Here is a 22,341-nt window from a genome sequence, read left to right on the forward strand (position 1 = left end):
CGCCCGGGTGGCTCGAAACGCGGAAAAACACACAATCGGCTCGAGGCGACATCTGGAGGCAGTCTCCATCAGTCGTCAACGTCCCCCTCACATCGTAGACTCGCCGCCTCGTCGAGAGTGGTGTTATCCCCGGGTCTGCTTGCGCTCAGGTGGTTCGATGGCCGCGTATTTCCCTGAAGTCTCGAAGATTGCTTACGAAGGCCCGAAGTCGAAGAACCCGCTGGCGTTCAAGCACTACAACCCTGAGGAGGTTGTCGAAGGGCAGTCCATGAAGGACCTGCTCCGCTTCAGCGTCGCCTACTGGCACACCTTCCGCGGCACCGGCACCGATCCCTTCGGCGCCGCGACTCTCTCCCGCCCGTGGGATGACGGCAGCGACTCCGTCGCCAACGCACTGAAGCGGGTCGACGTCGCTTTCGAGTTCATGACGAAGCTCCAGGCGCCGTTCTACTGCTTCCACGACCGCGACGTCGCGCCGGAAGGCGCCACCCTCCGCGAGTCCAATAAGAACCTGGATGAGATCGCGAAGAAGCTCAAGGACAAGCAGGGCGAGACCGGCGTCAAACTGCTGTGGGGCACCGCCAACCTCTTCTCCAATCCGCGCTACATGCACGGAGCCGCCACCAGCTGCAACGCCGATGTCTATGCCTACGCCGCAGCCCAGGTGAAGAAAGCCATCGAAGTCACCCACGATCTCGGCGGCGTCAACTACGTCTTCTGGGGCGGCCGTGAGGGCTATCACAACCTCCTCAACACCGACTTGAAACGCGAGCTCGATCACCTCGCGAAGTTCATGCACATGGCGCACGATCACGCGAAGTCGATCGGCTTCAAGGGCCAGTTCCTCTTCGAGCCCAAGCCGAAGGAGCCCACGAAGCACCAGTACGACTTCGACGCCGCGACCTGCCTCAATTTCATCAGCCGCGCCGGACTCGATGGCATCGTGAAGCTCAATATCGAGACGAACCACGCCACGCTCGCCGGTCACACGATGATGCACGAACTCGAAGTCGCCCGCATCCACAACGCGCTCGGATCGATCGACGCCAATACGGGCGACGCGCTGCTCGGCTGGGATACCGACCAGTTCCCGACCGACATTTATCTGTCGACCCAGATCATGCTGGTCATCCTGAAGCAGCAGGGGCTCGGAACCGGCGGCGTCAATTTCGACGCCAAGGTCCGCCGCGAGAGCTTCGATCCCGTCGATCTCTTCTACGCCCACATCGGCGGGATGGACGCCTTTGCCCGCGGCACGAAGATCGCCGCCGCCCTCCGTAAAGATGGCGTTCTCGATCAGTTTGTCGCGAAGCGCTACCGCAGCTTTGATGAGGGCATCGGGAAGCAGGTCGAAGACGGGAAAGCGACCTTCGCCGACCTCGAGAAGTACATGCTCGAGAAAGGCGAAGCGGCCCGAAACGAATCCGGCCGTCAGGAATACCTCGAGAACATCATCAACGACTATCTGTAGACGGCGTGCGTCGGATTGCACTGGCTTCGCCAGTGCAATCCAAGACGGAGCCCTAATTCTCATCGCACTGGCAGAGCCAGTGCCACCCGTCAGCTCATGCCCGAACTCGCCGTCATCGCCACGCTCCTCTGGGGGGCCGCTATCGCCTTCTCGGTGATCGCCGGCGAGGACTTCCTTCGCCGCGGCGTCGGCGCCATCGAAACCGACCTCAAGACTCAGCTTCGCAATCTCCGACTCCCCACCCGCTCGGCCGGGACCTGGGTGCGAGGCTGGATCATCGTCTGTGTCCTCACTGGCCTCGCCGTCACGGTTGTGATGGCTTCCATCTGGGCCGGAGTGATCGCAGCCCTGGCTGTCGCCGCCATTCCGTGGCTTGTCATCCGCAGGATCGCCGAAAAGCGCCGCGTCCAGATTGAAGACCAGCTGGCCGATGCCATGGTCTCGTTCTCCAGTGCCGTTCGTTCAGGCCTGTCGCTGCCGCAGGCGCTCGAGATTCTGTCCCAGCAGTGTCCCCGGCCGATCCAGCAGGAGTTCCGGCAGATCTTCGGTGAATACCGCATGGGAAAGACGCTCGAAGTCTGCCTGCGCGAGGCCCGCGAGCGCCTTCGCAGTCAGAACTTCGCCCTCTTCGCCGCGGCACTGGAGGCCAGCCGCACCAGCGGCGGCCGCCTCAACGAAACGGTCGAGCGGATCGCGGTCTCAGTCCGCGAACTGCAGCGGCTCGAACGAAAACTCCAGGCCGAGACCGCCCAGGCCAGGAAGTCGGCCCTCTACATGGCCTGCGCTCCGCCGATCATCCTTGCGGTCTACTACGTCTTCTTCGACCCTCTTCAGACGACGCGTCTCTTCACGGAGCCGGTGGGCATCATGATGCTCGGCCTGGCCGCGTTTCTGAATCTCTCGGCCTATCTCATGGCCCGCAGGATCCTCGCGGCCCGGTTGTAGTCTGCATGCGCATCGTCATCCTGTCGGTCACCGGAAAACAGCCTGCCTGGGTCCTCGCGGGCGTCGACGAATACGCGAAGCGTCTGAAGTCTCACTTCAAGGTGGAGTTCATCGACCTCAAGGCCGAGCCCCGCTCTCAAGGCCGTCCGGTGAGCGTCATTCTCGAGGCCGAGGCCGCCCGCATCCTCGACCGCATTCCGTCCAACTCGCATGTCATCGCCCTCGATGAACGTGGCAGCCAGCGGACGACACAGCAACTTGCCGCGCTGATCGGAAAATGGAAACAGGGGGGCGAAACGATCGTCCTGGTCATTGGCGGTCCCGATGGTCTCGCGCCGCAGATCAAGGATCGGGCCCGGTCCCTGTGGGCCCTGAGCCTGCTCACGCTCCCTCACGGGCTCGCAAAAGTTCTCCTCACCGAACAGCTCTACCGCGCCGCATCTCTCCTCGAAGGCCATCCCTACCACCGGGAATAGGCCGCTCATTCCACCGCGGCGGCCGCATTCTCGAGTTCGCATCCGGCGTCCCAGCCGTCCGCCAGCAGTTCGTACGACCGCAACCGCGCGGCATGGTCGTAGATCGCCGATGCCACGATCACTTCATCAACCCCGGTTCGCTCGACGAACGCCGCCAGTTGTTCGTGCACCGTCTGGCGTGAGCCGACGAACGCGTACTTCAGCATTGAAGACGCCTGCATCTTCTCGACCGGCGACCACACCCCGTTCATGGATTCGACCGGCGGCGGCAGCTGCCCGGGCGTCCCCCGCACGAGCCGGGTGAACTGCTGCTGCAGCGATGTGAACAACCGCCCTCCCTCCTCGTCCGTTTCCGCGGCAACGACATTCACTCCTGCCGAAACATACGGGCGATCCAGTTGTGCGGAAGGCTGGAATTCGGTCCGGTAGATCTCGATCGCGTGTTCCAGCGCCGCCGGCGCGAAGTGCGATGCGAAGGAGTAGGGGAGCCCCATCGCCGCCGCGAGCCTGGCTCCGAACAGGCTCGATCCCAGGATCCACAGCGGAACCTCGAGCCCTGCTCCCGGCACGGCGCGAATCTTTAGGTTCGTGGCGTCGGCGGAGAAATACGACTGCAGTTCCTGGACGTCCTGCGGGAAGCGATCGGCGCTTTCGGGGCCGCGTCGCAGCGCCCGCAGGGTGAGCAGATCGGTGCCCGGGGCGCGACCCAGGCCGAGTTCGATCCGCCCGGGATAGAGCGATTCCAGGGTGCCAAACTGCTCGGCGATCACCAGTGGTGAATGGTTCGGCAGCATCACGCCGCCGGCGCCGATGCGGATCTTTCGGGTGCCGCCTGCGACATAGCCAATCACCACGGCAGTCGCTGCACTGGCGATTCCCACCATATTGTGATGCTCGGCCAGCCAGAAACGCTGGTAGCCCCATTCCTCGGCATGCCGGGCGAGGTCCAGACTGTTGCGGAGCGCGACGCGCGGAGTGCTTCCTTCCGGAATGAAGGCCAGGTCGAGAATCGAAAGACGTGCCATCAGAAGTCGATCTGAAACGGGAAAGAAACCTCCAGTTCCATCCTAGACGCGCTGGTCAACCCGGACACCCTGCGCCCGACCTTCGCTCTGCCCGCCGACCGGTTTCTTCGGCCGCTTTATGCCGCCCCGCCGCGTTCCGGAACGGCCGCCGGACGCGGCGTGCGCCGGGCCGTGTAGAGCGCGTTCATCAGCAGGTCGATCGCCCGCGAAACATCGCGCAGCCCTTTCGCGTACCGCTGTTCCAGACGTGCCTGCACTGACGCCTGAATGGCCGCCGTATGCTGCGACCAGTTCACCGGCCAACCCTCGTCGCGGGCCACCTTGGCGACCTGGCCCTCGAGATTGGAAAGGCTCTCGTAGATTTCCTGCGTCGGCCGGCTCACCGCGGTCCGGTAGGGGCGCCACAGATTCGTCCGGCTGAGGTCGGTTTCCGGGGCCGATTCGACGACGGCCGGTTTGGGCCGCTTCGCCATGAGCACGATCAGTCCCGCCGCCGAAATCGCCGACAGGACTGCCCCCATCACGATCTGTCCCATCAGCATCGTGATCACGCCCAGCGCGAGGACCGCCAGCGCGACCCCGCCCGCGATCAATGTCGGCGCAGGGACCGACTGCTTCGGAAGGGACTCGATCGGAAGTTCCGGGGGCGGCACGTTCGCGGGCAATTCGCCGACTCTCACGACCGTCACGGTGCAGTTGTCCCCCCCGCCTCGCATGTTCGCCAGGTGAACCAGCATGCGGCAGGCCTGAGTCGGGGAGAGTTCACCCGCCAGGGCCCCGATCTCGTCGTCGCGCACTTCCCCCGACAGTCCGTCGCTGCAGAGCAGGTAAATGTCTCCCGGCAGGATCAGGAACGGTCCTTCGACGTCGACCTGAACTTCCGCCTCGGGCCCGAGCGACCGCGTGATGATGTTTCGATGTTCGGGGAGCTCGACGGGCATGCCGGTTTCGCGAGCCTGGCGCTGCAGTTCCCAGTGCAGGCTGTGATCGAACGTCAGCTGGTCGATCCGGTCGCGGCGAATCCGGTAGCAGCGGCTGTCTCCAACGTGTGCCACGTAGGCTCCGCCGGCCGTCAACGCGAGGACCGTGCAGGTCGTCCCCATCCGCAGGAAGTCGCGGTTCGAGGAACCTCGCTCGTGGATCAAACTGTTCGCCGTTACGACCGATTCGCGGAGCACCTGGGCGATGTCATCGCCCGGCAGCTTGTTCCAGGCGTGCGGGATCGATTCGGCCGCCATCTGGCTGGCCAGTTCCCCGACGGCGTGCCCTCCCATACCGTCGGCCACGAGAAACAGGTGACCCCGGCGCTCAAATTCGGCCTCGCTCCCGCAGACATGGGACGCGACCGAGTCTTCGTTGTTCTGCCGCCGCAGCCCAACGTCAGACAGCGTTGCATGCTGGAGTTTCTGCTCCCAACGCATACGCAGAACCGAAAGTGCGGGGCGAGCGACGCTGGCCCGTGATGGAACTGACAACTCGAAACGCGTCCCCTCGAACGGCCCGCCCGGCGTGATCCCGAGGGGACACTCCGTGCGATCGAGCTTTTCGGACACTTTATCCTAGTGAACGCTGTGCGACAGGTCCAAGGGACTCTCCCGCGTGCGGAAAAACCAGGAGTCTCTCTGCGATGGGAACTGGCGTCCCGGCGGATGCGTGCCGGCGAGCGAGCGAGGCGCGCGCTTTGATGGGTGGTCGCGTACTTCTCGCCCTCTCCTCCCCTTTTTCCCCATGACACGACGGCTGTGGCCTTGTCCCCTTCGAATCTGAATGCCGACGGGACGGGTTGGAATCCGTGACGACTTTGCGGTTCGCATGTTCGTGGCCCTCCATCAACACGTGTCGGGTTGCGCGCGGAGTCGCGGAAGAGGGCGATGGGGGAGCCATCGGCAGAGCAGGTCCGCGCCTGGAGACGGCCGTCTCAAACGCCGCAGCCCGGCGACTCCCTCTTGCGAGAGAGACCCGGGCTGTTGCGGTGCAGGAGGCCGCCGCCTGACCCGTATGGCGGCCTCTGAATGGATCCTCGGCCCGTCGCCGGGCCGGCAGCTTAAAACGATCAGCGGGGGATTGCCGCGCCAGGCTGCTGGCTGACGGCGGCCGGGGGCCTCGTTCCCGCGGCTCCCGGAACTTCCGCCGATGCCGGGCGAACGCCAGCACCGGCCGGCTTCTTCACGCCGGTCGTCGAGTTCACCAGGAAGTTCTGGACCTGGGCGTCCTTCTTCACTTTCTCGAACACCGAGGCGACGGCGGCCTGCGTCTTCTCTTCGACGACCTGCTTGTACAGTTCGTCCCACACGTCCTTGATGTCGGTGACGACCGGATCGGTGCGACCTTCGCACTTCATGACCAGGTAGCGGTTCTGATCGATCTCGATCACGGGCGAGACCTCGCCGGTCCGCAGCTTGAACGCCGCCTGTTCGACCTGGGCCTGTTCCGGGGAGCCGTACATCCGGATCGGGGGGACGACGCCGCCGAGGGCGCGGGTGTTGGGATCGGCCGACTTCTCGCGGGCGATGCGGTCGAAGTCATCCGGATTGGCGACGCACTCCTGCCAGACTTCGTTGGCCTGGCGGATGTTGCCATCGACGAGCACCACACGGGCCTTCACGCGCGGGCCGTAGTCCCGCTTGAAGGCGTGGTCCATATCTTCGTTCGTCGGCTTGAATTCGGTCCCCGCGAGTTTCTTGAGCGCGAGCATCGGCCAGATCACGTCGTCGCGATACTGCTGCGGAGTGATGTTGCGCTCCGACTGCAGCATCTGGTACCAGGTGTCGGCCGGAAGGTTGAACTTCTTGGCGATTTCGGTGACTTCGCGGCTGACTTCTTCCTGCGACACCGTGATGCCGCGGCGATCGCATTCCTGGAGGATGATCAGGCGGTTGATCAGGTTGTCGAGCACTTCAGCGCCGACCCGGTTCACCGATTCCTTGGCGACTGCGTCGTAGTAGATCGGCTGATTGTTGACGCGCGCCATCACGGGCTGCGTCGTCTGCGGAGCGGCGGCCGTCTTCGGCGCCTGCGTCTGCGAATGGGCCGGTTCCGCCCGGAAAAACTGGAAGGCCAGACCCGCGCCCACGACGGCGACTCCGGTTCCGGCAACGATCGACGTCAAGCGGCGCTTCGAACCCGCGCCGTTCGGCCCGGTGCTCGAGTGAATCCGTTCACTCATGACAGGTTCTCCTGAGGGGAGGAAGCCGCGGGCGTTCGCATGACAAGGCGATCCCGAAGATGGTTCCGACGAACCGATGCGACCGTGCACCGCCCCTGCCGCCGGACGACTCCCTCCTGATTTCCGCGCGGCTTATAGGCCCGTTTGAAAAAATGAGTCAAGACCAAGCCGGTCGATCGCCGACAGGCGGCCGCCGAGGCCGGCGACGATCGTACATCCGACAGAAGCCCGTGCTTGCCGCGTGGTCGCGGGCGGCCGACAATCGCCGGCCCGCAATCGCTTCCCGCAGCACACCGCGACTCTCCGCTGTGGGAGACGCCCCGGGCGATGTCGATCCCGCCCCGTTCCCCAACCCCCTGGCGACGACCCCTTCACCGATTCCGTCGCCGTCGGCAGCCATGAAACTCATCCTGCTCGCGATCTGCCTCCTCTCGCCCGCGTCGCTGCACGCCGGGGACCACCTGGTCTTCGCTCACCGCGGCGCGAGCGGCTACCTGCCCGAACACAGCCTTCCCGCCAAGGCGATGGCCTATGCGCAGGGCGCCGATTACCTCGAGCAGGACGTGGTTCTCACCAGGGACGACGTCCCGATTGTCCTTCACGACATCCACCTCGACGGCGTCACCGATGTGGCCAGCCGCTTTCCCGACCGCAAGCGCGCGGATGGCCGTTACTTTGCCATCGATTTCACGCTGGCGGAGATCCGGCAGCTCAAGGCGACCCAGCGTTTCGACCCGAAGTCGGGCAAGCCCGTTTCGCCGAAGCGGTTCCCGCTGACCGGCTACACCGGCCATCTCCACACGCTCGAAGAAGAAATCGCCTTCATCCAGGGGCTCAATTTCAGCACCGGGCGCAGCGTGGGACTGTTCACCGAGATCAAGAAGCCCACGTTTCACACGAACGAGGGGCGCGACATTGCGCGGATCGTGTGCGACGTGCTGACGCGGCATGGGTACGGCAGGGACCGGGAATCCCTCTGCTGGATTCAGTGCTTCGAGAAGACCACCCTCAAACGCCTCCGCGAGGACCTCGGCTGGCGCGGCCGGCTGATGATGATCTATGGGGCCGGACGGACCGGGGAGGATGGTTCGGACTACCAGGCCCTCGCCACCTCCGACGGACTGAAGGAACTCGCCGGTTTCGTGGAGGGAGTTTTTCCGAACCAGGCCCGTGTAGTCACCTGGGATCAGGCCGGGCATCCCAGCGCAGGCGACTTCACGCGCCTGGCCCACGAGGCCGGCCTGCGCGTGATTTCGGGCGTCGTCCGCCGCGACGCGCTCCCGGAGAACTGCCCGTCGATCGACGGGCTCCATGAAGCCCTGTTTGCGGTCGCGGGAGTCGACGACGTGTGCACCGACTTCCCCGATCTTTCGGTCCAATGGCTGAAGCGAAGAGAGTGAGCCGGCGGAGGTCCCGGACTTCGCGACGAAGGTGAAGTTCACGGAGGATTCTGAAGGATTTCCTCCCGCTCCGCGCGGAGGCGGGGCGGACGATTCACCTTCGCTCCATTCGCCCGAATGCAAACAGTCCCGCATCAGGGCTGCTCTTTCGCATGATCGCGTCGTGCAGAAGTTGCGCCGCGATCACGCTGTAGATGATCCCGTTGCCTCCGTAGCCCAGCGCAAAGAATGCGTCGGGGATGTCGGGATGGCGGCCGATGAATGGCAGACCGTCGTCCGTCTCGGCGAATGTTCCGGCCCACGCGTACTCGACCTCGATCGGTATGCGCGGGAACAAAGCCTGGAAACGGGTCTGGAGCTTCAGTCCCTTCGCGCCGACCAGGGCGTCGCGCGCGGGGGGAGACCGAAACGGCTCATCTTCCCCGCCGAACAGCACGCGCCCATCCGCCGTCGTTCGTCCGTAGTGATAGGGCCGGGCCGTTTCCCAGAAGAGACACCGCTCGGGCCACCCGTCGAACTGTTTCAGCGGCTGCGACGCGATCGCGAAGGTGCTGTGCAGCGACACGAGCCCGCGCGGAAGCAGGGATGTCGCCTCATACCCTGCGGCCACGATGAGCTGCCTTGCCCTGATTGCTGCGCCGCGATCCGTCGCCAGGTTCCAGCCTTCCGGCGAATGGACAAAGTTCGTGATCTCCGTCCGATCGAAAACGCGTGCCCCATTTGACACGGCCCGCGCCAAAAGCCGGTACGTGAGACGGTACCCATCCACTTCCGCCGCATGATCGGACCAGAGACCTCCCGGTGGGTGGAAGTCGAACAGTTCCTGGAGTTCGCCGGCCGACAGATAGCGGGCATCGAGTCCCCGCTGCCGACGCAACAGCGCCTCCTCCTTCAGTGCGGGGACGTCTTCCGGCGTGCTCGCGAAACAGCAGCTCGGCGTCTTGCGGATACCGCACAAGTCGCCCGTGTCTGCGGCGATCCCGTCAACGATTTCGGTGGTCGAATCGATCGCCGCGGAGCAGAGACGGTAGGCCTGCACGGCGTGACGCTCGCCATGTCGCTGGATCAACTCCAGGAGTGGCGTATCGATTTCGTACTGCAGCAGGCAGGTGCTGGCGCTTGTGCTTCCGTGGGCCGCTTCCCGGCGGTCGACCACGACGACGTCGAGACCGGCCCGTGCGAGCCGATCGGCGATGAGCGCGCCGGTGATGCCCGCGCCGATGATGGCCACCTCGGCATGTGCGTCCTGCTCGAGTGCCGGAAAGGACGCCAGCAGCCCGTTCAGGACTGGCCAGAGAGGTTCAGGGCTCTTGAGATCCACTCAACAGGTCTCTGGTTCGACGGAGCGGCCACCTGGAATGCACCGATCCTAACCCAATCAGCAGACTTGCAGAGCCCCCTGTTTGGCCACCCGGGCGTCTTACGGAACGCCCGTCAGGGAACATGAACAGGAACTTAAGAAGGGCTCATCAGGGGCTTAAGGGGCGGTTCTACGCTGAATGGTGTCGGAGTCCTGCACGTCAATTCCGGCCGTTCCCGTCAGTCCGGAGACTCTCGCCATGACCTTCAATCCCGACAGCGCTTCTGGCGTGGTCTGTTTCCTCTTCATTGCGCTCGCCTCGATGCTCGGCATGCTCGAATGTCGCCATGGTTTTGGCCCGGCTGCGGCACAGCATGTCGCCATGGCTGAGGAGGCTGAGAACGAAGACGACAGGAACCGCGCGTCGTAGACGCCCCGCCGAGCGGCATCATTTCTTTGCGGTCAGTTTCTTTCCGGCCAGTACTGAAAGCCCGGCTTCCCGATCCCCATCGCATCGTTCTTCAGAACGATGTGCGATGAAGGCCTTGGGACCCTGCCGGGCTTCTCGCGTTTGTACAGACACGGGTCGCGTTTGCGCAGACAGGCAAGCCAGGAGCCGGCCGCCTATTGAGAGTCCGGAGAGCCTGCGCGGCGCCGGAATTACGTATGCACCGGCTGGTCGGGTGAGACGGTGACGACCTTGTCGGGGGCGTATTTCCGCGTCTTGGGGGGGCCGATCAGGAGCGTGAGCGCTTCGCGGTCGAGGATTTCCGACTTCAGCAATGCCTCGGAAACCTTATCGAGTTCGGTGCGATGTTCGCGAAGCAGCTGGATGGCGCTCTCCTGGGCGTCGCTCAGGAATCGCTGGATTTCCTGGTCGATGGCAAAGGCGGTCTTTTCGCTGAAGTGGCGCTGGTCGTGCATTTCCTTGCCGAGGAACGGATTTTCTTCGGCATCGACGAACGCGACGGGGCCCACTGACTCGCTCATGCCCCAGCGCCCGACCATCTTGCGGGCGATGGAAGTCGCCTGCTTGAGGTCCTGCTCGGCGCCGGCGCTGTATTCGTTGAACACCAGCTTCTCGGCCGCCCTGCCCCCCATGGCGATGCGAAGCTGCGCGTGCAGCCGGCGTTCGCCGATGTGGTAGCGATCTTCCTCGGGCTGGAACTCGGTGACTCCCAGCGACCGGCCGCGCGGAACGATGGTGACCTTGTGCACGGGATCGACCTCGGGCGTATACCAGCCGATGAGGGCGTGCCCCGCCTCATGATACGCGGTCATTTCGCGCTCGTAGTCGTCGAGGATTTCCTCGCGCTTGGCGCCCATCACGATCCGGTCCTTGGCGATCTCGAAGTCGTGGCGGTCGACGGCCGTCTTGCCTTCGCGCGTGGCGTTGAGGGCGGCCTCGTTGACGAGATTCCGGAGGTCAGCGCCGGAGAATCCGATGGTGCTGCCGGCCACACGTTCGAGATCGACATTTTCGGCCAGCGGAACTTTGCGGACGTGAACCTTGAGGATGCCCAGGCGGCCTTCGCGGGTCGGGCGGTCGACGGTGACGTGGCGGTCGAACCGGCCCGGGCGGAGCAGGGCCGGGTCGAGCACGTCAGGCCGGTTCGTCGCGGCGATGACGATCACGGCTTCGGACTGGTTGAAGCCGTCCATTTCGCTGAGGATCTGGTTGAGCGTCTGTTCGCGTTCATCGTGCCCACCGCCGATGCCGCCGCCGCGGATGCGTCCGACGGCGTCGATTTCGTCGATGAACAGGATGCAGGGGGACTGTTCCTTGGCGGCTCGGAACATGTCGCGGACGCGGCTGGCGCCGACGCCGACGAACATCTGGATGAACTCGCTGCCGTTGATCGAGAAGAAGGGAACTCCCGCCTCGCCGGCGACGGCACGGGCCACCAGCGTCTTTCCGGTTCCGGGAGGGCCCATGAGCAGCACGCCCTTGGGAATCTGGGCGCCGAGCCGCTGGAACTTGGCGGGGTCCTTCAGGAACTCCACCACTTCCTGGAGTTCGCGTTTGGCGTTTTCCATGCCGGCGACGTCGTCGAAGGTGGTCTTCTGGTCGGACGGTTTGAAGCGCTTGGCGGGGCTGCGGATGAATCCGCCGAACATGCCGCCGGACGACATGGGATCCGACGATCGGCGCATCATCCACATGATGATGCCGAACACGAGCAGCAGCGGTAGCGAATAGGCGAAGGCTTCGACGAACACGCTGGGCCGCGCCGTGCGTGCGTCGAACTTGATATTGCGCCTGCGGAGTTCGGGGATCAGGTCGCGGTCCTCGGGGACCACGGGCATCTCGGTGTTGAATTCGGGCGTGAGCGTGGGCATCCGGGCCTTGGTGGCCTCATCCGGGTTGGACGGAGGATTCTTCCACGAGCCGGTGATCGTCGTGTTGACGATCTTCACGTCCTTGACGTTGTCCTGCTTGGTGAGCTGATCCCAGAAGAAGCTGTAGTCGACGCGCGTGCCGATGGCGGCCGCCTGGCTCCACAGCCATCCCAGAAGGATGATGGAGATCAGGAGCAGGACCATCGGGACGGGCGGGCCCGTCCGGCGCGCTTCCGTTTCGCGGTCCTCCGAGCGGGATTGCGGCTTGGTGGCTGTGGGAGGTTTGGGGCCGCTCGGTGGGACGGAACTCACGAGGTCGCTTCCTTGGGTGACAATCCGCCGGCGACTCCGGGGTGAAACCCGGAGCCGCCTGGTCGGAGGATGACTCCTGAACACTTCAATCGCTTCACGACGGCAGGGGCCGCCGTCCGGATCAGTCTTTCTTCTCGCCAATGGCGAACAGCGTCGACTTGTTCGAGATGTAGAGAACGCCGTTGGCCATCACCGGGGTGCTGTACACGCTGTTCCCCATGTTCACCTCGGCGATGATCTCCATTTCCGGACCGTGCTTGAAGATCGTCACGTCGCCGTCTTCATCGCCGATGTAGACCTTGCCTTCAACGAGCATCGGGCTTGACCAGGCGGCCGCGAACATGTCGTGCGTCCAGTGCTGCTCGCCGGTGAGGGCGTTCAGGCAGTGGACCAGGCCGCTGAAGTCGGCGATATAGAGGATGTCATCCTTGATGACGACCGTGCCGCAGGTGCGGTGCATCTCCTCTTCGAACTCGAGCTTGCCGTCCTTGTTCTTGTCGAAGCCGACATAGTGCCAGACGGCGGCGGAGTCGGGGTTTGGAACCGCTTTTTCACCGGCCTTCGGGTCGACAGCCTGCAGGCGGCGGTGCGGGATCGGCTTGCCGTCCTTGTCCTGGGCCAGTTCGGGGCTGACGTCGCCGCGTTTGGTCGGGTCGATGCACCACAGGTGGCCGTTGCCTTCGCCGTGCTCGGGATCTTCACCCACGCCGACGTAGACCAGGCCCTTGTAGATCACCGGCGTGCCGATGATGTGATTCCGTTCTGACTTTCCGCTGACGGAGTAGACCGAGGCCTTCGGATTGCAGTCGAACTTCCACAGCAGTTTGGCATTTCCCTGGCCGTCGCCGGCGGGGTCGAAGCTGTAGATGTAGCCGTCGCCGCCGCCGAAGATGACCTGCTTCTGGCCCCCCATGACGCCATAGGCGGGGCTGGACCACTGGCCATGCAGAATGTTGATGCCAGGGCTCTTGTCGGTCCACAGCACCTTGCCCGTGTCGCGCTCCATGGCGAAGAAGCTCGGGGCGTTCGGGGCCGGGATGTTGACGTGGGTTTCGTCGACGCCGTTGGAGGTGCAGACGAACAGCACACCGTCGACGCAGATCAGCGACGAATTGCACATGTTGTGCTGCGAGACGCCCATCTGGCCCATCATGTCATACTTCCAGATGATGTCGGCCTCGTCCTTGTTCTCGTTGTCTTCCTGCTTGAAGGGGCCGTCGTTTTCGTTGTCGTGGAAACCTTCGGCGTCGAGGCAGGCGACTTCACCGCGGCTCGTGACGTACCAGACCTTGTCGCCTTCCGCATAAGCGGCGGCGCAGATTCCCTGATCGGGCCAGTCGTGGACGCGTCCGGTGGGCAGCTTCGGGCTGGAATGCTGCCACAGGAATTTGCCGTCCGCTTCGTTGAAGCAGAGGAACACGCCGAGGTCGACAGTCTTGGGGTATCGCTTCAGCCAGGCGTGGTGGTTGTTGGTTCCGATGTAGACCTTGCCGTTCGCCACGACGACGTTGCCGTAGGTCTGGGAGCCGAGCGGGGCCGACCACAGGATGTTCTTCCCGCTTTCCACGTCCCATTCGATCGGGACGTTCTTCGCGTCGGGCGTATTGTTGCGATGAGTCCAGCCGCCCCACTGCGGCCAGTCCGACGGCTTGACGGCCCGTGCCTTGATCTCCGCCGCCGCCATGGCGGTCGGGTCTTCGTCCTTCGAGTCCTTCTCAGCCGCGGCAAGACAGTTGATCAGTCCAGCGGTGCCAGCGGTGACGAGCGCCGCGGGAATGAGCCAGTGGGACAATCGCATGGGCAGGACTTCCTGAACACAGTGAGGCGGGGTGCGGACATCCCGTCCGCAATCGACGGGTGGGACAGGTCACCGCGCAGGCTCCTGCGGCGGCAACCCGAAATTATAGGCACTGAGGCCGGGGAATGAATGCAACGGAGGGGAGTGGAGACAATCCGCGGGGTGAGCGGATCTTCAGGTTCCGGAAGGCGATGGCGGAGAAGTCCCGCCGCCGGGCGGGAGCTGGACCCCGGAAACGGCCCCCATCAACCTGCTTCAGGCTTGGGCTGGAGGTCCCGGAATCGAAGCTGGGGCTTCTCGATGGTCACCACCGTGTACGGCGGGATCGTGCGGGTCAGCGACACGCTGGCGCCGACGACGCAGTTGGCGCCGACAGTCGTCTCCCCCCCCAGGACCGTCGCGTTCGCGTAGATCACGACGTCATCGTCGATCGTCGGATGCCGTTTGCTGCCGCGAACGAGATTTCCGTCTTCATCCTTGGCGAAGCTCAGGGCCCCGAGAGTGACTCCCTGGTAGATCTTCACCCGCGAGCCGATCTCGCACGTCGCGCCGATGACGACGCCCGTTCCGTGGTCGATGAAGAAGGACGGGCCGATTTTCGCCCCAGGGTGGATGTCGATTCCGGTCAGCTTGTGGGCGTCTTCCGAGATCATGCGGGGAATCAGCGGGACTCCCTGACGGAACAACTGGTGGGCGATGCGGTAGCTGCTGATGGCTTCGAGGCCGGGATAGCAGAAGATGATCTCGTCGAGTCCGGAGGCGGCCGGGTCGCCGTCGAAGGCGGCCTGGACGTCTGTGGCCAGCAGTCGCCGGAGTTCGGGCAGCGATTCGAGGAAGCGGACGGTCTGTCGCTGTCCCTCCATTTCGAAATCTTTGAGCTTCTCGGTTTCGCAGCAATCACTGTGCTGGGTGTCGCTGCCATAGCGGACGGCGCGGGCGATCTGCTGCGTCAGCCGGTCGTGGAGCGAATCGATCATGTCACCGACGAAGTAGGTGACGTTGCCCATGTGAAGATGCTGCCGCCGCCTGTAGCCGGGGAACAGGAGTTCCTTCACATCGGAGACGATGCTCACGACATCCGCGACGTTCGGGAGCGGGCAATGCCCCAGATAGTTGATCGAACGGTGCTCGAGATAGCTGTCGACGAGCCGGTCGGTGAGTTGGCCGAGTTCTTCCTTGATGCGGAAATCCGTCGCCATGAAGGTGCTCCCGCGCGAAGCGGCGTCCTGAATCACAAAGCCAGCCAGGGCCGCCGGTTGGCGACCGGCCGAATCGGCGGGTCGCCTGGAAGCGGGGACACAGTATCCCCCGGAAAGTTCCCCCTGCTTGCCTGAATTCTACGACCGTTGTCGCAGGCGCTTCAAGCACTGGGGGAATCGTCCACCAGACCTCTCCAAGTTGAATGGAATCGCGAGGCGAACTCCCGGGAAGCGGCCCGTCGCCCCTAACCCAGCGTTCGGCGATTCTCGCGAATGGTCACTCGCCGGACGGCGTCCAGGTCGACGGTCACCCCCAGGCCAGGGCCTTCGAGCCGGGCGCCCCAGCCCCCGCGGCGAAAGGTGATGTCCTCCTTGATCAGCGGCTCGGCCACCAGCAGGCGGTCGAAGCTTCCTTCGACGTACCGCAGCGGGCCGATCTTACAGGCGAAGTGCCGTCCCGCGGCGGAGAGCAACCCGGTCTCGCCGACCTGGCAGCCGAGCTGGAATTCCAGCCCCGCCGCGCGCGCCATGCGCGCCAGGGCACCCGTTCTGACGATTCCCCCGCACTTCGAGAGTCTGAGGTTGAAGATGTCGCACAGTCCCAGGTCGATCGCGCGCTGGGCGTCGTCCGTACTGCACAGCGACTCATCGAGGATCACATCGACACCGAGTCGCGGACGAATGGTCGCGAGTCTCTCGACGTCCGTATGACGGACAGGCTGTTCCACGGCCGAAATTCGGGCGGGCCGAAGTGCGGCGACGCGTCTCTCGACGTCATCAGGGCGCCACGCCTCGTTCGCGTCGACGCGGAGGTCCATCTTCCGACCGCACGCATGCCGAATGGCGCGGACATTCCACGGATCGATCAGCGGCCACTTTCCGACTTTGACTTTGCAGAACTCGAAGCCGTAGTACCGGAACATTCCGGCTCCGATGAGGGTGCGAATCGGACCAGTGGAAGACAGGGCACCGCTGTATTGCGCCCGATCGCGATTCTGGCGCAGCGGTTCGGCGCCGGGGATGGCATCGAATACCGCCGAGAGCGGCCGGCCGAGGCTGCGGCAGACGGCATCCAGGACGGCCAGTTCCACGGCGCAGCGAAACGCATTGCCAAAGCTGGATCGACGAGCCCGATCGAGGGGTGTCGATGTGAACATTTCCAGCCGGCCGGCGACATTTGCCAGGACGTTCCGTGCGTCGAGTTCGCCTCCAAGGACCGCGCCGAAGTCGAATCGGGCGAAATGCTCCCAGGCCGTTTCGATGGTCTCCCCGGTGACGTACTCCCGGGGCAGGCCTTCCCCCCAGCCGATCGTGCCATCGTCAAGTCGGGCCCGGATAAGCAGCGTGTCGTTGTCGGTCCGCGTGTGTGAGGCGTGCCGGATGCGACGCTTGAGTGGAATGCGTGCGTGCGTGGCGGTGAGTTCGACGAGACGCACGGCAGAAACTTGAGCGGGAGAACGGGACGGGGGCCGGATGTTTCGAACGGGCAACACGTCCCGGCCGTCAAATCCATGGTCTGTACCCCGGATCCTATCGGCTGCGACGTATGATTTCAGAGCGCGAGGATCGGAAGGGGCGGTGGAGGATGAGAATGGCTTTGCGGACGAATCGCCGAGTCAACCCGTATCTTGCCGCTTCCCCTGTCCGCAACTAGAATTCCGCAGATTATTACGGGGGCTGACGGACCAGTCCTTCCAGCACGAAACCCAGTCGGGGATGCTCCGGTCTCGGTTTTGCAACTTCCTGCCGCAACGGCAGTTGCGAGGAGTTTTGAATGTACGAACGATTTACCGATCGAGCCCGGAAGGTCATGCAACTGGCCAACCAGGAAGCTCAGCGGTTCAACCACGAATACATCGGCACGGAACACATCCTGCTGGGTCTCGTGAAAGAGGGCTCGGGCGTCGCGGCCAACGTTCTGAAGAATCTGGACGTCGACCTCCGCAAGATCCGCCATGAGGTCGAGAACATCGTCCAGTCCGGTCCGGACATGGTCACGATGGGCAAGCTGCCGCAGACGCCTCGCGCCAAGAAGGTGATCGAGTACGCGATGGAAGAGGCGCGCAACCTCAACCACAACTACGTCGGCACCGAGCACCTTCTCCTCGGCCTCCTGCGCGAGCAGGAAGGTGTGGCCGCTCAGGTTCTCATGAATCTCGGCATGAAGCTCGAAGACGTCCGCGAGGAGGTTCTGAACCTGCTGGGGCATGGCCTCGAGCAGGGGAGCGAATCGACCGAACGGGGGACGCAGAAATCCGAGAAGCAGTCGGGCAAGAGCAAGACTCCGGCCCTCGACAGCTTCGGCCGCGACCTCACCGAACTCGCCCGCCAGGGCAAGCTCGATCCGGTCATCGGCCGCGCCAACGAGATCGAACGCGTGACGCAGATTCTCTGCCGTCGCCAGAAGAACAATCCGGTGCTCCTCGGTGAGGCGGGCGTCGGCAAGACGGCCATCGTCGAAGGCTTCGCCCAGCTCGTGATCGAAGGCAACGTTCCGGAGATCCTGCGGGATCGCCGGATCGTCGTGCTCGACCTCGCGATGATGGTCGCCGGCACGAAGTACCGCGGTCAGTTCGAAGAGCGGATCAAGGCCGTGATGAACGAAGTTCGTCGCGCCAAGAACGTGATCCTGTTTATCGACGAACTGCACACCCTCGTGGGCGCGGGCGGCGCGGAAGGGGCGATCGACGCCTCGAACGTGCTGAAGCCGGCCCTGAGCCGCGGCGAGATGCAGTGCATCGGAGCGACCACCCTCGACGAGTACCGCAAGTACATCGAGAAGGACGGCGCTCTCGAACGCCGCTTCCAGATGGTGATGGTCGATCCGCCGAGCAAGGACCAGGCGGTCGAGATCCTCAAGGGTCTGCGCGATCGTTACGAGAGCCACCACCGCGTCCAGTACACCGACGACGCCCTCGAGAAGTCGGTCGAGCTGTCGAGCCGCTACATCACCGGCCGCTGCCTGCCGGACAAGGCGATCGACGTGATTGACGAAGCGGGCGCCCGCATCCGGCTGAAGAGCATGGTCCGTCCGCCGGATCTGAAAGAGCTCGAAGAGGAAATGGAGCGGCTGAACACCCAGAAGGAAGAAGCCGTCGCCAATCAGGACTTCGAGAAGGCCGCGGCGCTGCGCGATTCGGCCGACAAGCTGAAGAAGAAGAAGGAGTCGATCAACAAGGAGTGGCGTCAGAAGTCGAAGGAAGTCGACGGAGTCGTCGACGGCGAGGTGATTTCGGAGGTCGTCGCCAAGATGACCGGCGTTCCGCTCACCCGGCTGTCGAGCGAAGACCAGGTTCGGCTGCTGGAGATGGAGAAGGAGCTGCACAAGCGGGTCGTTTCGCAGGACGAGGCGATCAAGCTGGTGTGCAAGGCGGTTCGCCGCAGCCGCAGCGGTCTGAAAGACCCGAAGCGTCCGACGGCGACGTTCCTGTTCTCCGGACCGACCGGCGTCGGCAAGACGCTGCTCGCGAAGACGCTCGCCGAATTCATGTTCGGCGAGGAAGACGCCCTCGTGCAGATCGACATGTCGGAGTACCAGGAGCGGCATAACATCAGCCGCCTCATTGGCGCCCCTCCGGGATATGTCGGCTATGAAGAAGGCGGCCAGTTGACGGAAAAGATCCGCCGCCGGCCGTACAGCGTGGTCCTGCTCGACGAAATCGAGAAGGCGCATCCCGACGTTTACAACATGCTTCTGCAGATCATGGAAGAAGGCCATCTGACCGACAGCTTCGGTCGGAAGGTCGACTTCAAGAACGTGATCCTGATCATGACGACGAACGTCGGCGCCCAGGCGATCGCCAACAAGTCGTTCGGGTTCGACGTCGCCAGCGACGAGAACGCGAGCTACGACAAGATGAAGAAGAACGTGCTGGCGGAAGTCAGCCGCGTTTTCAAGCCCGAGTTCATCGGCCGTCTTGATGAGATCGTCGTGTTCCACAAGCTGACCGACGAGAACATGAAGAGCATCGTCGAGTTCGAGATGTCGAAGGTGCGCGAGCGTCTGAAGGAACGGGGCATGACCCTCATCCTGACCGACGAAGCGAAGCAGTTCGTCATCGAGAAGGCCCGGGCCGTCGAAGGCAACCGCGAAGCCGAATACGGCGCGCGTCCGCTTCGTCGTGCCGTCGAGATGTACGTCGAAGACCCGCTGGCGGAGGAGCTTCTCCGCGGCGAGTTCCAGGGGAAGACGGTCATCACGGTCAAGGTCGCGGAAGTTGGCGAAGAAAAGCGTCTGGAGTTCACGGCCTCGGCCGAAGAAGCGGCTCCGGAAGAGGAACTGGCTTCAGCCGGCGCGTAAGTTTGATCTCTCGCGAAAGCCCGGGGGTTGCAACCCCCGGGCTTCTTTCTTGCGCTGTCTCCGTTCGCGTTCACCGCAGGCCAGTGGAAGGCGGCACACGCATGAAAGCGCGCCTCGCCGGTGACGAGATCGAGATTCGACTGATCGATCCAGATGACGGCAGACGATCTGTCGCCCCTTCGAGGCTGCGACGTGTGGGAGCTCATTCCGGGTGCTGACGCACCCGGCTAAGCAGTGTCGCTCCTTCGGAGCTTTGCGTCCTCAATCCTCTTCATCCGTCATCATCGCCGGATCCCACCGGCAATCCATCGCCAGCCACAGGGCCCGGGCGTAGCGGAAGGCCAGCAGCGGGAAGATGACACAGAAACCGGCCAGCGGGCCGGCCAGTTGCTGGTTGGAGTAACCCAGCTTGTAGTGCAGGATGATGTAGGCGATCAGGAGCGCGACGGCCGTCAGGCCATAGTTTACATACGACGAGCCGAGGTAGTATCCCGGCGCGCGTTCGTACTTGAGCCCGCAGCTGCTGCAGCGCTCATGCATGCGGAAGAAGCCGCTGAAGAGTTGGCCTTCGCCACAGCGGGGGCAGCGCAGCTTCAGGGCCCGCTGGACCAGCGTGGGATACTCCGGGCGCGTCCAGCGGCGAATCGCCGGCCGGTCGTCGGGCGTCTCGCTCGTCATGGCGTGCTCCACTTCAGCGGGTCGCTTTCCACGCGGCTCGCCGCGGCCACGAGGCCGGGAAATGTGGCGGCAATCAGTTGGGCCAGTTCCTCGACGGCGGGACGCTCGGTGGCGTAGTGGCCGGCCAGGATCATCGCCACGCCCTTGGCGCGGGCGTCCAGGCAGGCGTGGAAGCGGGCTTCGCCCGTCACGAGCACGTCGCAGTCATGGTGGAGTGCGTCGTCGAGGAACTCCGCCGCCGCGCCGCAGGCGACCGCCACCATCCGGACGGACCTGTCCAACTGGCCGACGTAGCCGAGAGCGTCGACGCCCAGTGACCTGCGGACGACCTGCAGAAACTCCGACAGCGGAACGGCCTCCGGCAGACGTCCGAAGCGGCCTCCGCCGGCCGGACTTTCATCGCCCGTCGGACGCAGCGGCCGAATGTCCGAGAGGCCAAACTTCGAGGCGAGCCGGCGGTTGATGCCCTGGGCCGCACTGTCGAACGCCGTGTGCGGGCTGTACACGGCGATGCCCGCCTTCAGCAGGGTCAGCAGAGTGCGGCCTTCGCTCGATTCGGCCGTGATGCGTTTCACGGCCTTGAAGAGGAGCGGGTGATGAGAGACGACGAGGCCGACCCCGGCGTGGGCGGCTTCTTCGGCAACGTCTTCCGTCAGCGTGAGACAGGTCAACACATTCCGTGCGGGAGAGTTTTCATCGCCGACGAGGAGGCCGGTGTTGTCCCAGGGCTCCGAGAGGCCGGGGGGCGCGAGTTCGGCGAGGAACCGCGCGATGTCGCCGACGGTGAGTGATGGGTGAGCCATGATGGTGCGATCATCACGATCGACGCGGCAGGACTCAAGCTGGCGACAGGTCGGGGAGCGGGGTTTCGGGAGACTCGCTCACGCGAGGAAGAGACGCATACGCATGCTGAGAGAAGGATCCTCCCGATCGTCCGAAACCTTGAGATCGACCCGGTGTTGCATGAGCGGAAGCCAATGGCGGGATGGTGGGCTGACGAGTGTCCTGTCGGTCCCTTTTCGGGAATCTCAGTCTTCAGGAGGCGGGAGATGCAGAGAGCCATTGCAACGATGCTGGTCACGGCGTTGTGGGCCATCGGAGCGGAGGGCCGGATCCTGGCGCAGGAGGCCCAGCCGAACGAACCGGGCGTGCGGATGCTGTACTGCGGACGGAATCAGTCGGTGCAGGACCTGGCGGTTTTTCTGTCGAAGGCCTACGAGCAGGAAAAGGGGATCAGGTTTGTCGCCGGGCCGAGCGGCAATGTGCTTTCGGTTCGGACGGCGACAACGGCGCAGATGGACAATGTGCTGAAGGAACTGGAGATTGCAGACCGGCCGAGACAACGCATTGAAGTCCAGGCAGTCCTGATCGACCTGGCGGAGGCGGCCGACGGGAATTCGCCGGTCGGCATCGACACGGAGCTTCTGAAAGGATCGGCCGGTGAGGTGCTGAAGACCGCGCGCGAGTGGGTGCGGGAAGGAAAGGTCGCACGGGCGCGGGCGTACACGCTGACGACCCTCGACGAACAGATTGCGAGCACGGCGATCACCGAGATCGTTCCAAGAGTGGTCGGTTCAATGACGACTTCCCGGGGAACGACGCCCCAGAGAACGGACCAGAAGGTCGGCGTCACATTCAGCGTGATTCCCCGCTTCAACGACAGAAGCGAGATCCTCTGCGAGTTGATCTGCGACTCGACGGAGATGGTCGAGGATCCGGCGAACGAGCGAGGTGCAGCGGACGATCGCGTCCGTTCCAGTTCCATCGTCCAGCAACGGACTCAGACGACGGTCAGCATCCCGAGCGGGCATTCGGTGGTCGTCGCAGGGCGTGAAGGGGACGTCGCTTCCCCCCATCCGTCCGGGCTGCTCGTGGTGTCGGCCAGAACTGTTGAACCAGAGGCCGCGAAGAAATGACGCAGCGACTCCCGG

The 22,341-nt window shown here is 64.1% G+C and carries 17 protein-coding genes; 7 read left to right on the plus strand and 10 right to left on the minus strand.

The genetic code is table 11. From position 1 onward, the window contains the following. Positions 1-157: 157 nt before the first annotated feature. The 3 genes from xylA to rlmH all read left to right on the plus strand — a co-directional run bounded on the left by xylA (position 158) and on the right by rlmH (position 2,892). The gene (gene xylA / locus Pan44_RS20155) at positions 158-1,471 is read left to right on the plus strand and encodes a xylose isomerase (RefSeq protein ID WP_145032958.1); all 1,314 of its coding nucleotides are present in this window, start codon (positions 158-160) and stop codon (positions 1,469-1,471) included. A 96-nt stretch (positions 1,472-1,567) separates the two neighbouring features. Then, positions 1,568-2,416, plus strand: a complete 849-nt coding sequence (locus Pan44_RS20160) for a type II secretion system F family protein (RefSeq protein ID WP_145032961.1) — start codon at positions 1,568-1,570, stop codon at positions 2,414-2,416. A gap of 5 nt (positions 2,417-2,421) precedes the next feature. Beyond that, on the plus strand, positions 2,422-2,892 hold the full coding sequence (gene rlmH / locus Pan44_RS20165; RefSeq protein ID WP_145032964.1) for a 23S rRNA (pseudouridine(1915)-N(3))-methyltransferase RlmH: 471 nt from the start codon (positions 2,422-2,424) through the stop codon (positions 2,890-2,892). 5 nt (positions 2,893-2,897) lie between these two features. On the opposite strand, the gene Pan44_RS20170 is transcribed toward rlmH, so the two are convergent. The 3 genes from Pan44_RS20170 to Pan44_RS20180 all read right to left on the minus strand — a co-directional run bounded on the left by Pan44_RS20170 (position 2,898) and on the right by Pan44_RS20180 (position 7,083). Continuing rightward, positions 2,898-3,917: an LLM class flavin-dependent oxidoreductase gene (locus Pan44_RS20170; protein ID WP_145032967.1), complete on the minus strand. Its 1,020-nt coding sequence runs from the start codon at positions 3,915-3,917 to the stop codon at positions 2,898-2,900. A 116-nt stretch (positions 3,918-4,033) separates the two neighbouring features. Then, a complete protein-coding gene (locus Pan44_RS20175) occupies positions 4,034-5,338 on the minus strand; it encodes a PP2C family protein-serine/threonine phosphatase (protein WP_145032970.1) in 1,305 nt (434 codons plus the stop codon). Between the two features lie 632 nt (positions 5,339-5,970). Then, positions 5,971-7,083, minus strand: a complete 1,113-nt coding sequence (locus Pan44_RS20180) for a peptidylprolyl isomerase (RefSeq protein WP_145032973.1) — start codon at positions 7,081-7,083, stop codon at positions 5,971-5,973. A gap of 230 nt (positions 7,084-7,313) precedes the next feature. Here Pan44_RS20180 and glpQ point away from each other — a divergent pair, with 230 nt between their 5' ends. Next, positions 7,314-8,483, plus strand: coding sequence for a glycerophosphodiester phosphodiesterase (gene glpQ / locus Pan44_RS20185; protein ID WP_197453510.1), 1,170 nt, complete (start codon positions 7,314-7,316; stop codon positions 8,481-8,483). A 94-nt stretch (positions 8,484-8,577) separates the two neighbouring features. Here the strand turns inward: glpQ and Pan44_RS20190 are convergent, their stop codons facing one another. Then, on the minus strand, positions 8,578-9,804 hold the full coding sequence (locus Pan44_RS20190) for an NAD(P)/FAD-dependent oxidoreductase (RefSeq protein WP_145032978.1): 1,227 nt from the start codon (positions 9,802-9,804) through the stop codon (positions 8,578-8,580). A gap of 238 nt (positions 9,805-10,042) precedes the next feature. On the opposite strand from Pan44_RS20190, the gene Pan44_RS27515 reads away from it, so the two are divergent. Next, positions 10,043-10,213 carry a hypothetical protein gene (locus tag Pan44_RS27515; protein ID WP_197453511.1) on the plus strand — a complete coding sequence of 57 codons (171 nt, stop codon included), beginning with the start codon at positions 10,043-10,045 and terminating at the stop codon, positions 10,211-10,213. 230 nt (positions 10,214-10,443) lie between these two features. Here Pan44_RS27515 and ftsH read toward each other — a convergent pair whose 3' ends face one another. From ftsH to Pan44_RS20210, 4 genes are all read right to left on the minus strand, one after another. Beyond that, entirely contained in the window at positions 10,444-12,435 is a 1,992-nt protein-coding gene (gene ftsH / locus Pan44_RS20195; protein WP_231754116.1) for an ATP-dependent zinc metalloprotease FtsH, read from the minus strand. A 121-nt stretch (positions 12,436-12,556) separates the two neighbouring features. Beyond that, on the minus strand, positions 12,557-14,233 hold the full coding sequence (locus tag Pan44_RS20200; protein ID WP_145032981.1) for an outer membrane protein assembly factor BamB family protein: 1,677 nt from the start codon (positions 14,231-14,233) through the stop codon (positions 12,557-12,559). A 245-nt stretch (positions 14,234-14,478) separates the two neighbouring features. Further along, a complete protein-coding gene (locus Pan44_RS20205; RefSeq protein WP_145032984.1) occupies positions 14,479-15,432 on the minus strand; it encodes a serine O-acetyltransferase in 954 nt (317 codons plus the stop codon). Positions 15,433-15,677: 245 nt separating this feature from the next. Further along, positions 15,678-16,868 carry a mandelate racemase/muconate lactonizing enzyme family protein gene (locus Pan44_RS20210; RefSeq protein WP_145032988.1) on the minus strand — a complete coding sequence of 397 codons (1,191 nt, stop codon included), beginning with the start codon at positions 16,866-16,868 and terminating at the stop codon, positions 15,678-15,680. Between the two features lie 338 nt (positions 16,869-17,206). On the opposite strand from Pan44_RS20210, the gene Pan44_RS20215 reads away from it, so the two are divergent. After that, positions 17,207-19,732 carry an ATP-dependent Clp protease ATP-binding subunit gene (locus Pan44_RS20215; RefSeq protein WP_145032990.1) on the plus strand — a complete coding sequence of 842 codons (2,526 nt, stop codon included), beginning with the start codon at positions 17,207-17,209 and terminating at the stop codon, positions 19,730-19,732. A 261-nt stretch (positions 19,733-19,993) separates the two neighbouring features. On the opposite strand, the gene Pan44_RS20220 is transcribed toward Pan44_RS20215, so the two are convergent. Together Pan44_RS20220 and Pan44_RS20225 are read right to left on the minus strand one after the other, a co-directional pair. Further along, entirely contained in the window at positions 19,994-20,410 is a 417-nt protein-coding gene (locus tag Pan44_RS20220; RefSeq protein ID WP_145032993.1) for a DUF983 domain-containing protein, read from the minus strand. Next, positions 20,407-21,213: a Nif3-like dinuclear metal center hexameric protein gene (locus Pan44_RS20225; protein WP_145032997.1), complete on the minus strand. Its 807-nt coding sequence runs from the start codon at positions 21,211-21,213 to the stop codon at positions 20,407-20,409. Before Pan44_RS20225 ends, Pan44_RS20220 begins: the two co-directional genes overlap by 4 nt. A gap of 246 nt (positions 21,214-21,459) precedes the next feature. Between Pan44_RS20225 and Pan44_RS20230 the strand changes: the two genes are divergently transcribed. Further along, positions 21,460-22,326 carry a hypothetical protein gene (locus tag Pan44_RS20230; protein WP_197453512.1) on the plus strand — a complete coding sequence of 289 codons (867 nt, stop codon included), beginning with the start codon at positions 21,460-21,462 and terminating at the stop codon, positions 22,324-22,326. The last annotated feature ends 15 nt before the right edge of the window (positions 22,327-22,341 follow it).

It is taken from the genome of Caulifigura coniformis (assembly GCF_007745175.1).
Classification (GTDB): domain Bacteria; phylum Planctomycetota; class Planctomycetia; order Planctomycetales; family Planctomycetaceae; genus Caulifigura; species Caulifigura coniformis.

What these genes read in the sequence shown, in the direction of transcription:
- xylA (WP_145032958.1), top strand. Translation starts at nt 158, where the DNA reads ATGGCCGCGTATTTCCCTGAAGTCTCGAAGATTGCTTACGAAGGCCCG.
- Pan44_RS20225 (WP_145032997.1), bottom strand. Translation starts at nt 21,213, where the DNA reads ATGGCTCACCCATCACTCACCGTCGGCGACATCGCGCGGTTCCTCGCC.
- Pan44_RS20230 (WP_197453512.1), top strand. Translation starts at nt 21,460, where the DNA reads ATGCAGAGAGCCATTGCAACGATGCTGGTCACGGCGTTGTGGGCCATC.
- Pan44_RS20205 (WP_145032984.1), bottom strand. Translation starts at nt 15,432, where the DNA reads ATGGCGACGGATTTCCGCATCAAGGAAGAACTCGGCCAACTCACCGAC.
- Pan44_RS20200 (WP_145032981.1), bottom strand. Translation starts at nt 14,233, where the DNA reads ATGCGATTGTCCCACTGGCTCATTCCCGCGGCGCTCGTCACCGCTGGC.
- Pan44_RS27515 (WP_197453511.1), top strand. Translation starts at nt 10,043, where the DNA reads ATGACCTTCAATCCCGACAGCGCTTCTGGCGTGGTCTGTTTCCTCTTC.
- Pan44_RS20170 (WP_145032967.1), bottom strand. Translation starts at nt 3,917, where the DNA reads ATGGCACGTCTTTCGATTCTCGACCTGGCCTTCATTCCGGAAGGAAGC.
- Pan44_RS20220 (WP_145032993.1), bottom strand. Translation starts at nt 20,410, where the DNA reads ATGACGAGCGAGACGCCCGACGACCGGCCGGCGATTCGCCGCTGGACG.
- Pan44_RS20175 (WP_145032970.1), bottom strand. Translation starts at nt 5,338, where the DNA reads ATGCGTTGGGAGCAGAAACTCCAGCATGCAACGCTGTCTGACGTTGGG.
- rlmH (WP_145032964.1), top strand. Translation starts at nt 2,422, where the DNA reads ATGCGCATCGTCATCCTGTCGGTCACCGGAAAACAGCCTGCCTGGGTC.
- Pan44_RS20180 (WP_145032973.1), bottom strand. Translation starts at nt 7,083, where the DNA reads ATGAGTGAACGGATTCACTCGAGCACCGGGCCGAACGGCGCGGGTTCG.
- Pan44_RS20215 (WP_145032990.1), top strand. Translation starts at nt 17,207, where the DNA reads ATGTACGAACGATTTACCGATCGAGCCCGGAAGGTCATGCAACTGGCC.
- Pan44_RS20160 (WP_145032961.1), top strand. Translation starts at nt 1,568, where the DNA reads ATGCCCGAACTCGCCGTCATCGCCACGCTCCTCTGGGGGGCCGCTATC.